The sequence below is a fragment of the Ruminococcoides bili genome (assembly GCF_040093295.1).
Taxonomy (GTDB): Bacteria; Bacillota; Clostridia; order Oscillospirales; family Acutalibacteraceae; genus Ruminococcoides; species Ruminococcoides intestinale_A.
On sequence record NZ_JBBNJY010000029.1, the window covers coordinates 1 to 12046 of the forward strand.

10 protein-coding genes are annotated in these 12046 nt (G+C 39.6%); 7 read left to right on the forward strand and 3 right to left on the reverse strand.

The window, feature by feature from the left end; all coding sequences use genetic code 11:
• Window positions 1-1175: YifB family Mg chelatase-like AAA ATPase (locus AAAY30_RS08950; RefSeq protein WP_499215695.1), on the reverse strand; the 1175-nt coding region annotated here is incomplete at its 3' end.
• Window positions 1176-1381: 206 nt separating this feature from the next.
• On the opposite strand from AAAY30_RS08950, the gene AAAY30_RS08955 reads away from it, so the two are divergent.
• From AAAY30_RS08955 to AAAY30_RS08970, 4 genes are all read left to right on the forward strand, one after another.
• The gene (locus AAAY30_RS08955) at window positions 1382-1978 is read left to right on the forward strand and encodes a sigma-70 family RNA polymerase sigma factor (protein WP_295057138.1); all 597 of its coding nucleotides are present in this window, start codon (window positions 1382-1384) and stop codon (window positions 1976-1978) included.
• Window positions 1979-2038: 60 nt separating this feature from the next.
• Window positions 2039-2308 (forward strand): zinc-ribbon domain containing protein, encoded by a 270-nt coding sequence (locus tag AAAY30_RS08960; protein WP_022235006.1) that lies wholly within the window; start codon window positions 2039-2041, stop codon window positions 2306-2308.
• A gap of 286 nt (window positions 2309-2594) precedes the next feature.
• A complete protein-coding gene (locus AAAY30_RS08965; protein ID WP_186935698.1) occupies window positions 2595-3608 on the forward strand; it encodes a sugar-transfer associated ATP-grasp domain-containing protein in 1014 nt (337 codons plus the stop codon).
• 416 nt (window positions 3609-4024) lie between these two features.
• On the forward strand, window positions 4025-6343 hold the full coding sequence (locus AAAY30_RS08970; protein WP_418329898.1) for a SpoIIE family protein phosphatase: 2319 nt from the start codon (window positions 4025-4027) through the stop codon (window positions 6341-6343).
• On the opposite strand, the gene AAAY30_RS08975 is transcribed toward AAAY30_RS08970, so the two are convergent.
• Together AAAY30_RS08975 and AAAY30_RS08980 are read right to left on the reverse strand one after the other, a co-directional pair.
• Window positions 6344-7663 carry a serpin family protein gene (locus AAAY30_RS08975; protein WP_337781452.1) on the reverse strand — a complete coding sequence of 440 codons (1320 nt, stop codon included), beginning with the start codon at window positions 7661-7663 and terminating at the stop codon, window positions 6344-6346.
• Window positions 7664-7683: 20 nt separating this feature from the next.
• Entirely contained in the window at window positions 7684-8808 is a 1125-nt protein-coding gene (locus tag AAAY30_RS08980) for an MGDG synthase family glycosyltransferase (RefSeq protein WP_195411101.1), read from the reverse strand.
• Window positions 8809-9108: 300 nt separating this feature from the next.
• Between AAAY30_RS08980 and AAAY30_RS08985 the strand changes: the two genes are divergently transcribed.
• Genes AAAY30_RS08985 through AAAY30_RS08995 form a run of 3 tightly spaced genes read left to right on the forward strand, consistent with a single transcriptional unit; the run spans window position 9109 to window position 11560 of the window.
• Entirely contained in the window at window positions 9109-10896 is a 1788-nt protein-coding gene (locus AAAY30_RS08985) for a VanW family protein (protein ID WP_499215696.1), read from the forward strand.
• A 60-nt stretch (window positions 10897-10956) separates the two neighbouring features.
• Window positions 10957-11205: a Smr/MutS family protein gene (locus tag AAAY30_RS08990; protein ID WP_302196679.1), complete on the forward strand. Its 249-nt coding sequence runs from the start codon at window positions 10957-10959 to the stop codon at window positions 11203-11205.
• 22 nt (window positions 11206-11227) lie between these two features.
• Complete coding sequence (locus tag AAAY30_RS08995; RefSeq protein WP_022234999.1) at window positions 11228-11560, forward strand: cupin domain-containing protein; 333 nt, start codon at window positions 11228-11230, stop codon at window positions 11558-11560.
• The last annotated feature ends 486 nt before the right edge of the window (window positions 11561-12046 follow it).

Below are 12046 nucleotides of genomic sequence, written 5' to 3' on the forward strand. Positions count from 1 at the left end.
GCCGATACCTCTATATGTATATCAAAACGGTCAAGCAGCGGACCGCTGATTTTATTAAGGTAATTATGTATCTTTTGCGGAGTACAGGTGCATTTTCCTGACGGGTCATTAAAATATCCGCACGGACACGGATTCATTGCCGCAACCAACATAACGGTGCAAGGATAAGTGTAGCTTCCGTGCGAACGGGAAATCGTAATTTTTCCGTCCTCAATAGGCTGACGGAGCACTTCAAGCGACATTCGGGAAAATTCGGGTAATTCGTCAAGAAAAAGTACGCCGTTATGAGCAAGCGATACTTCACCCGGCCGAACTGTTCCTGTACCTCCTCCGCCAAGACCCACGGCAGTTACCGTATGATGCGGCGAACGGAACGGTCGTGTGCGTACAAGTCCGTTTTTGTCGAGCAAACCTGCTATTGAATGAATTTTTGTGGTTTCAATCATTTCTTCAAATGTCATATCGGGCAGAATTGACGGAATACGCTTTGCGAGCATACTTTTACCCGATCCGGGAGGACCGATTAACAGTATGTTGTGACCTCCTGCAGCCGCAATTTCCAGTGCTCTTTTTACTTCTGCCTGCCCCTTAACCTGTGAAAAATCGGGCACAAACTGTTTGTCTGTATTATCTTCATCAATTTCCGCAACGGCAGGTTCAATAGGTTTATCGCCGCTCAAGTGTGCAATCAGTTGTAAAATATTTTTAACGGGATAAACTTCAATGCCGTCAACCACTGCGCCCTCTGCGCCGTTTGCAAAAGGTACATATATCTTTTGATAACCGAGTTCACGGGCTTTTATTACCATAGGGAGTACGCCGTTTATGGGTCGTACATCTCCGCCGAGTGACAGTTCTCCCAAAAATGCCGAGTCGGAAATTTCCGCAACTACAGCGCCTGTCATCTTAAGCACTGCAATAAGAATTGGCAAATCGTATATAGGACCTTCCTTTTTTATATCGGCAGGGGCGAGGTTAATTGTGATATGTGCGGTCGGAAAATTAAATCCGCAATTTTTCATTGCACTTTTAACACGGTCACGACTTTCCTTTACGGCGGCGTCCGGCAGTCCTACCATATCGAATGCGGGAAATCCTTTGTTAATTGCGCCCTCAACCTCTACGGGATAGCTGTCCATTCCCATAAGACCGAAACTGTTAATTTTCACAACCATTTTAAGCACCTCTTATTAAAAACTACATAATATTATACCATTTTATCTTTTTGCTTACAAGTCAAAAAATATATAAATATGTAAATTCTGCACAATTATTGACGAACGGATTAAAAAAATTTACAAATAATATTTACTTTCTTATTGACAAATAAAAGGAAATAGGTTATTATTTACAGTAAGGAAAAGTCTTTTGAGGTGAGCTTGTGTCTGAATCGTTAAAAAATCTTTCAGAGCTTTCGGATGCAAAGCTTGCAGAGCTTGTAAAAAGCGGAAATGACAGTGCTTTTGATGTGCTTACGCTAAGATACTTGCGAAATATTGGCTTTTTGGCAAAAAAATATTCTGCGGACGGTTACGAGCGCAACGACTTTGTTCAGGAAGGACTTTTGGGACTTTTGTACGCTTGTCGAACATTTGACAGCAACAACAAAGCCTCTTTTAAAAGTTATGTTGATATTGTTGCGAAACGCAGATTTATTTCTATTGTGCGTAAAGCTCAAAGGCAAAAAGCCGTGCCGAGTTCAAGCCTTGTGTCACTTGATGCAGACAACGACGAGCTTGAGGGCAAAAGTACAGACCCGGAGCAGCTGATGCTTGCAAAAGAACATTATTCTTTGCTTTTAGACGAACTTAAAACCTTGCTTTCGGAAAGAGAGTATATGGTACTGATGCTGTACTGCGGCGGAATGAGTTATGTTGAGGCTGCAAAAAAACTTGGCATATCCGCAAAGTCAGCCGACAATGCGTTGCAGAGAGCCAAAAAGAAAATTTCCTTACATTATATGTCCTTAAAAGATTAAGCGGTGCAATTCCGCAAAAGGGCAAAACAATTATACAGTACAAAAGTGAGGTAAAAAACAATGTACGAAGATAAGACATTAGTATGTAAAGAATGTGGAAATGAATTTGTTTTCACAGCAGGCGAGCAGGAATTTTATGCTGAAAAAGGTTTCGTAAACGAGCCACAGCGTTGCAAAGCTTGCAGACAGGCTCGTAAGAATGCTGCTAAACCGGCTCGTGAACTTTTTGAAACAACCTGCGCAGAGTGCGGCGGTGTTGCAAAGATTCCTTTCAAGCCAATGGAAGGCAAGTCTTACTACTGCAGCGATTGCTTTGCAAAGAGAAAGTAACAACAGACAGACTTATATTTATTATAGCGATTTTAAAAGACATTGTTTTAAAACCAATATAGTTTGTATATTTTTTTAAGCTGTAACGAACGGCGGATTTCATTGTGAATCCGCCGTTTTTCTCTTTTTAATGATGTTTTTGTGAGTTTTCCTTTTCAAAACTTTCATATATAAAACACAAAATCTCTATTGACATTTTGTAATACAGGCTTTAAAATAGTTACTAATCGGTAATAATTTAGATACAATTTTTTAACATTTTTGAAGTGATAAAGGAGTTTTCTTAATGGGAAAGCTTGGCTATATTGTAAGATGTATTGCACATATGGATTACAGCGCACTTTTTGATACTGTAAAGCAGGTGCATAAACTTTCAGGCAAACCGAGAGCGGTTATACTCGCCGATATAGTTTCCTGCGGATTTAAGTACGGCGCAGGATATAAGGATTATTTGCTTTGTGAATTTTATAATCTCAACAGCGAACAGAGGGCAACATTTGTGACAAGAGGTATAAACAATACCGTTGTAAAGCTCTTGAATGACCCTGATTACTATCATATTCTTGATAATAAAACTGAATTTTACACTATGTTTAACGATTATCTTCACCGCAAGTGGCTTAATTTTGCAAAATGCAGTAAAAGTGAATTTGTTGATTTTATGCAGGAATTTGACGAAATTATATGTAAGCCTGATGATTTGTGCTGCGGCAAAGGTGTAGACAAGCTGAAAAAAGCGGATTTTGGCAGTCTTGACGATATGTATGACGAACTGAAAAGACGGCATATCAGTATTGTTGAAGAAGTGGTAAAACAGCATCACGATATGAGCAGAATCAACCCCGATTCCGTAAATACAATCCGTGTTTATACTGTTTTGACAGATGGCAAGGCTAATGCTATATATGCGTGTATCCGTATGGGCAACAGTGATCGCCCTGTAGATAATATTAACGCAGGCGGTATGTATTCGCCTATTGATATGAAAACGGGCAAAATTGCATTTCCTGCTTGTGATAAACAGAGAAAAGTTTACGAAAAACACCCACGCTCGGGATGTGAACTTAAAGGTTATCAAATTCCGTTCTGGGAGGAATCAATAGCTATGTGTTGTGAGGCGGCGGAAAAACTCCCGCAACTCGGATATATCGGTTGGGATGTTGCAATTACAGAGAACGGACCGTTGTTTATTGAGGCAAATAATATGCCCGGACACGACGCTTTACCGCAAATGCCGTTGCAAGCACCCGATAAAATCGGCTTTTTACCGACATTAAGACAATATGTTAAGGGAATATAAATTATTTGGCAAATTGTCGGCTTGGTGTCAGATTTTAAAATTTTTATTCTGATTTGTTGCAAAAAATTTAACATATAATATCAAAAAGCACGGCTGTCATTATGACAGTTGTGCTTTTTTGCGCTTTCTGTATTTATTGTGACATAATGCAGTAAGATAAAATTATTTAACTCTTTGATTGCGTTAATGTTTAAAAATTACTTAATAACGGCTTAAATACTGATAAAAATAAGCATAAGAGTTATATTTACCGAATATAAATTAATTAATTTAGCAAGCAATATTATTTCTACAAAAGAATATATAAACTGCCTTCCATATACTGACAAAACGATTGAGTGCAAAATTTTATAATATAGGTAAAGGTTGCAGACAATGCTATCTATTATAATATAAAAAAGAAAAGGATGTTAAAAATGGAGGCAAAAAAAGCTCTGGTTCGCAAAAATTTTGATGGCTCGGCTGAATTTGCAAGAACGGTGATTACAAACATAGTATATTTTGTCAGCGGTGTTCTTGTGTCAAAGGGGGCAATGCTTGGAAATCTATCTCCTTTCGGAGCGTCTTTTGCGGCGGCTGTACCAAAAAAATATTTGCTGTCGGCACTTGCAGGCACAGGGCTTGGCTATATTTTGCTTACGCCCTCGGACAGCTTCAGGTACATAGCTGTTGTGGTTGCGATAGGAGGTATAAGGTGGCTTACAAGCGATATAAAAAGGGTGAAGAACAGCGCACTTTTTGCTCCGCTTGTTGCATTTTTGCCTATTCTTGCAACGGGTATTGTACTCACATTTGTCAGCACAAGCACGCTTTCCTCGCTTACCGACTGCATTATCGAGGCGGTGCTTGCAGGTACGGCGGCTTATTTTTTCAGCAGTACGGTAAGGCTTTCAACCGAAAGACGCAGTATTGCTGCATTTTCCCAACAGGAAACCGCAAGTCTTGTGCTTACAGGCTGTGTTTTAATGCTATCGTTCGGCAGTGTTGCCATTGAGGGCATTTCTGTCGGCAGAATAGTTGCCGTTCTTGTTACCTTGCTTTGTGCAAGATACGGGGGTGTTGCAGGCGGTTCTGTCTGCGGAATTGCAACGGGAGCAATATTCAGTATTGCAAGCAGAAATCAAGGCTTTATCTGCGGCGGATACGCATTTGGCGGACTTATGGCAGGATTGTTTTCGACTGTCGGCAAATTTGCCTGCGTAATAGCGTTTATGATTTCCGATGCGGTTATGTGCCTTGCTTTCAGCGACAGGGTGGCTCTTGCCGAGGTACTTATAGAAAGCTTTACGGCGTCTGTCATTTTTATGATTCTGCCCAAAGAAGTAGGTAATTTTATTGCACCTGTTTTTTCTCATGAAAAAAATGCTTCTCTCGGTGAAACTTTGAGGAAAAATGTGGTTATGAGGCTTGATTTTGCCTCAAAAGCCATTAATAATGTTAAAAACGATGTCAACGGAGTATCCGACAGACTTAAAAGGCTGTATTCACCCACACTTGATATGGTATGCGACAATGTCAGGAAAAATGTCTGTTCAGGCTGTGGATTAAAAGTTTACTGTCACGATAAACAGGAGGGAGTGACCTATGATGATTTTCGCCGCCTTGAGGAAAGGCTTGAACAACAGGGAAGAGTGAGTGAAAACGATATTGAGGAGGTTTTTGTCAAAAAGTGCTGCAAAAAGCGTGAGATAGCCGACAGTATGAACAGCAATTACAGGGAATATATTTCTTGTCTGGAGGCTCAACGCAGGGTAGATGATGTACGCAGTGTCGTTGCGGGACAATTCTCGGGAATCGGGGATATTTTATCCGATTTATCTGATGAATTTAAAAGTGCAATGAAATGTGACACCGAGGCGGCAGAAAGGGTAATTTCCGCTTTGTCGGCTGTCGGAATTATTCCCATGGAATGTATTTGCCTTATAACTTCGGGCGGAAGAATGAATGTTGAACTTTCAATTTCTCCCAAATCAAAGCGCTTTTCAAAAGGACAGTTAATGCGTGAAATTTCAAAATGCTGCGGCAGAAGATTTGATTTGCCTCTTATTACCAAAGAGGGCGGCAGTATAATGGCAAAATTCTGCGAAATGCCTGTTTACGATGTGGAAATAGGTACGGAACAGCATATTGCAAATCGTGGCAAACTTTGCGGCGACTGCCTTAATTATTTTAACGACGGCACAGGCAATACTTATGCCATTGTGTGTGACGGTATGGGCACAGGCGGCAGAGCGGCGGTTGACGGCAATATGGCAACTTCTATTATGACAAGACTTCTCAAGTCCGGACTTACACCGGAAAGCTCACTGCAGATTGTAAATTCCGCACTTATGGTAAAGAGCGAGGACGAATCGCTTTCAACCGTTGATGTGGCAAAAATAGATTTGTACAGCGGAAGAGTAACTCTTAACAAAGCAGGTGCACCGCTTACCTATATAAAGAAAAACGGCAGAGTGATTGCAAAAGAAATGCCGTCACTTCCTGCCGGAATACTCAACAATATTAAATTTTCGACCGATACGGTCAACTTGACAACAGGAGATATGGTGGTTATGGTGTCTGACGGTGTATTATCAGGTAACGAAAAATGGCTTGAAAATCTTATAAGAACATGGAACAAGGGCAGCACACAGGAACTTGCGCAGGCGGTTGTTGCGGAAGCAATAAAGCACCGCAATGACGGTCACGATGACGACATTACGGTGCTTGCTGTAAAATTGACTGATAACGAATAATCAGAAATCAACTGTTCCGATGTAAAGCGGAATGTTGCTTTCGTTATCTATAAGCATAAATATGAACGGACGGTCAAACTTGAGAGTGCTGTCGGCTGTTTTGGAGTCGGATTTAAGTGTGTTTGCGGTAACTGTTGCTTTAACACTTTCACTGCCGCCGATACCTGCTGAATTTACGGTAACAGACGGCTGAATTTCGGAAATATCATTTACGAAAAGGTCATCTGAAAGAGTGATATTTGAAAGGTTAATGCTGTCGGTAAATATATCCGCAAGGCCGCAATCCTCAAGTTCGGATTTAAGGCTTGTAGGTTTGCCGTCTGACTTTATACTGAATTCGGGGACAGAGGCATTTGTAAGAGATGTTATTTTAAAGCTGTCGAGCATATCGGAATACTCAAGATATGTCATTGAGGATATGTAGCTTTCAAGCGAAGTATCCTCATTTGGCATAATTGCAACAAATTTTACAGGTGTGTTGCGCATATATTTTATAATGCCCTGCGCTTTGTCTGTATGAATATAATTTTCTGCAGAGGTCATATATTTTACTGCTTTTTCGCCGCTTTCGGAGTAAAAAGTACCGTCCGCAACAGCGTCTTTTTCGTAAGCGTTAAGCCATTCGTCATATATATCCGATGTGCTTGTACAGAAAAGGTTATTTGAGTTGTCAAGAGAAGTCATGGCATTTTCGCCGAGTACGGAATTAACCTTTTTAACTGCGTTTTCATCTGAAAATACAAATCTGAAAATATTTGCTCCGTAAAAGTCAGCGTTTGCCTTCAGAAAATTCTTTCTTATATCAACCGTGTCGTTAAAAAACATTGATTGATTAAGTTTTACATAAGCTTTTTCTGAATTTTTACCGTTTTCATCTGTATTTGTGCCGTCAGAAGAAAAGGCTTTAAGTCTGCTCTGAAAATATGACGAACATTGATTTTCGGAATCAAGTACAAGCTCATCACTCAGCGCATTGACAATATTTGTCTGGCTTTGTTTTGCGGCACCGTTTGCAAGTAATCCGAGTGTGAGAGCAGTATTTGCAGGCGCAAACACAAAACTCTTTTTATCGGAATTGTTTTTGTAATAGTTACGGAAAAGTTTTAATTCAAAATCACTTACTTCACTTGAGTAAGAATTATATTCCGTAGGAGCGCTAACTGCTCCGTCGGAATAATTAAATGTGGTTTCAGTATCGCTGTTTCTTTCAACATTTTTTGAAAGATTTTCCTTGTCTGAAAAGCTGTCTGCACTTGAGCAGGCTGTAAATGTTACTGCGATTAAGCCTGCGCAAAGCAGGGCTGATATAGTTCTTTTCATTTATTTGAACGGTCCTTTCGTTAATCTTCATTGACGAGCTTTTTAGCGAGGTCATAAATTTTTTCTGCTGAATTTTCTTGTGCAAGATTGCCGCAAAACCTTTTCATTTCGGCAAGTTTGTCCGGATTGCCGAGAAGTCTGCAAACCTGTTCGGCACCGTTTAATTTATCAAGCATAATTGCGGCACCCGTTTTTACAAGAAATTCTGCATTATCACGCTCTTGTCCGGGAAAAGCATTGTAAATTGCAAGCGGAAGTCGGCAAGCAAGACTTTCGGTAACTGTAAGTCCGCCGGGCTTTGTTACGATGAGGTCGGATATATGCATATAATCCTCAACATTGTCAACAAAGTACAGAAGTTTTGTGCAGTCCTGGGCATTAAGTTCTTCCATTACTTCTTTAAGATGTGTATAAAGGTGCTTGTTTCTTCCTGTAATTACGATAAATTGAATTTGCTTTTTCTGCAAAACAAGGCTTTTATAAAATTTTAATACGCTTGTAACGCCGAAAGAGCCTGCCATAAGCAAAACAGTCGGAATGTTGGGGTCAAGTCCCTCTCTTTTACAGATTTCAGCTTTATCAAACGGCTCGGAAAATCTGTCAAAAATCGGGATGCCGAGCGGATAAATTATATTTTTATCTACATCATATTCGTTGACTAATTTTTCCGCCATTTGAGGTTCGGCAAGTACATAAGCGTCAATGTTCGGTACAAAATATGTGCGGTGTGCATCATAGTCTGTTATAAGGCTGATTGCTTTTGCACTGATTTTGCCCTTTCTTCTCAATCTTGATACCATCGTTGTAATAAACGGGTGGCACATAATGATAACATCGGGATTAAACTCATCTATAATGCTCAAAAGCTTGTTTGACATTGCGGTATTTGATTTCATAACTGCGTCATAGACTATGGTTTTGCGGTCTGTTACTTTGTAGCACACACCGTAAACCTTCGGAATTTTTGTAGCCATAAAGTGATAACCGCCGCAGACTGTTTTGTCATAAACTTTGCCAATTGCTTTTAATGCGTCAACGACCTTTACCTCGTTGTTTGCATCGAGCGCTTTTATTTTGGCGTCAAGTGCGGCAGCGGCTCTTTTGTGCCCGCCGCCGGTTGAGGCGGTAAAAATCAATATTTTCATAATAAAAAGCTCCATTAAATATTAATGTCTGTAAACTATATTATATCGTTAATATAAACAATTTTCAACCGAAAAGTAAAAAAAGATTAATAAATAATTTTTTGCAATAAATATTTGTCACAAAAATGTAGCATTGCATAAAAATTAAGGCTGAAAGTATAATTAAAATTTGGGAATTATTTTAGAATGATTTTTGAATTTATGTCTTTATTTTTACCAAAAAGTGTAGTAAAATTATATTGGTAACATACATAATAAAGAAATTGTAAATGTTCATTTCCCAAACGGAGGAATTTTTTAATGGTCGATTATGACAAGGATTTTATTTTTTACGATGATTCGGACGATGAACTTGTAGATGTTTCAAACGGTATTAAGACTGCCGAAGAATCTGCAAATTCTAAAAAAGGCGCAAAACATTCACCTTCGGGCGCTCACCATTATGCAGGTGTGGTTTCTTACGAAGATGAAAACAAACGCAAAAATAAAAAGTCTGAACCAAAGGAAAAAAACGATAATAAAGACAATAAAAAAGACGGCAAAAAAAGTAATAAGAAAAAAATTATTATTGCAAGCTGCGCAGCCGGTGCGGTAGTTATCGGTATTGCCGTTGCGGGTGTGGTTATGCTTATGCCAAGCAAAAACGGACAGACTACTGTCGATAATCTTGGCTTGGGATTCCATTTTTCCGATGATGCACAGGTGTCGGGAATTTCACTTGCGGGCAAAACTTATGATGAGGCGCTCAAGCTTTTGACTTCAAAGCAGGAGTCATTTATAACTCCTGTTTCAATTTCTGTAAAGGCGAAAGAAAAGACATACACAATTACACAGAAAGACTTAAAATATACATACAATACAGAGAGTGTTCTTACACAGCTTAAGAATGATGAACTTAACAAAGAAAGTTCGGGCAAAACCGCAAAGACATATACTGTCGTTGCCACTTGCACAGATGATTCTATCAAGAGCAATGCCGAAAAGATTAAAAAAGAAGTTGATGTAAAGGCGACAAATGCCCGTGTTTCTGAATTTAATCCGTATGACGGTGACAACAGATTTAAATATGCCGATGCCGAAAAAGGTGCGGAGCTTGACGAAAAAGACCTTGTTACACAGCTTTCGTCAGCTATAAAAAGCGGTACGGGCACAATGGCACTCAATGCTGTAGTTAAAGATGTTGACGCAGATATTTCTCTTGATATGGTTAAGAAAAATATTGTGAAGCTTTCTACATACGAAACCGTTTCTTACAACAACGCAAACGGTAATTCAAATATGAAAACTGCGCTTGAGGCTTGCAACGGTTCTGTACTTGAACCGGGGGAAGTATGGTCGTTTAACGAATGCACAGGCGATTCAAACCTTTCTGAAAACGGTTACAAGCCTGCAGGTGTGATTGCAGACGGTAAACTTGTGCAGGGAAACGGCGGCGGAATTTGTCAGGCAAGTTCAACTATTTATAATGCCGCAATAAGAGCAAATGTTGAGATTGAGGAAAGATACTGCCACCTTTGGGCATCCGATTATGTTCCTACAGGTCTTGACGCAACAATTGATTATCCTAACCTTGACCTTAAGTTCTCTAATCAGACAGATTACCAGATGTTTATAGAATGTAAAATGGACGGTACAACGCTTTCTGCTACATTTTGGGGATGGCAAAGCCCTGATTATGATGAAATAAGAACAGAAAATGAAATCGGCTCTACAAGCGGAAAAGAATTTTCTGCAAGAGCGTGGAGAGTATATTATAAGGACGGCAAAGAAGTTGACCGTGAGGAACTCCCGTCATCCACTTATGAGAGTAGCGGCGGTATTGGCGGCGGCTCTGCCGACGGCGACGACGGTGTAGTTTCAAGACCGAGCAATAATAATTCGAACTCTTCAAACAATAACTCATCTTCAAACAATAACTCGTCATCACAAGTTACACCTGATATACCTACCCCGGATCCGGAGCCTGCTCCGCAGCCTGATCCGGAACCTACTGTAACTCCCGAACCCGATCCGGAACCGACTCCTGCTCCGACAGAACCGGAACCCGATCCGGAACCTACTCCGACAGAACCGGAAGCTACCGAATAATTTATAAAAAATCCTCCGTACATTTGTGCGGAGGTAAAATTTTAGAAAAGAGGTGTAGTGATGCCGTATTCTGTAGAGATAGATTTGCACGGTCACACCGTGGAAAGTGCGGGAAAAGTTTTAACGCAAAGATTAAAGCAATTGCCGAATGATGTGCGTGAAGTTACCGTTTTGCACGGATTTCACGGCGGAACTGCACTGCGAGATATGGTGCGCAGATATAAAAATCCGAAAATTGAGAGAAAAATTCTCGGACTGAATCAAGGCGAAACCATATTTGTGATTGTTTCGTATAATAATTTCGTATAATAATAAAGAAAGGTGATATGTAATGTATATAGATTTTGACGGTATGCAAACAAAGGAACTTCCTAATTTTAAGGGAGGAGAAAAAACTTTCAGAGCCGATATGTTTGATGACGGCGATACCAAAATTATGCGTGGCAGACTTGAAAGCGGTGCGTCAATCGGACTTCATACTCATGAGGGTAACTGCGAGATTATTTATATTCTTAGCGGCAACGGCAAGGTAAAGTATGATGATACGGAAGAAAAACTTTCCGCAGGCTCTTGCCATTATTGCCCAAAGGGACACAGCCACAGTTTGATTAATGACGGTGATGAGGACTTAGTCTTTTTTGCCGTAGTGCCTGAATTAAGGTAAATCGAATAAAATATTTGGTGATGCAATGATGATGTTTATTTTGTAAATGCTTTGTTGCATCACTTTTTGTTTCTGTTTTGAATAGGTTTTATTCTAAATGTTGGGGTAACAATAATAAATTCCTGTTTAACGCACAGATTAAGCTAAATAAAAATAGGTCAAGCCTTTTTAAAGGTTGACCAAACTTTTATAATTTCTTGACTAAGTATTTCGCAAAACCATACTTCACTCCAACTATAATATGTGAAGTCATTTTTTATCTCAATTTTACAGACAAAACAAAGCGGCCGCCATCGCAAGATGACGGCTGATGAATTTTAAGCGTTTATATTTTGACAGTATTCATTTATTTTATAACTTAATAAGTAGAAAAACAATGCTGTTTATATTTTAGAAACAGAACCCAAAATTTCTGTTAAGCATCGTTACTTTCCAAAAATCCTTCCACATAAGCGTTAAACAGCTCTTTGCTTAATGAAAGTCTTA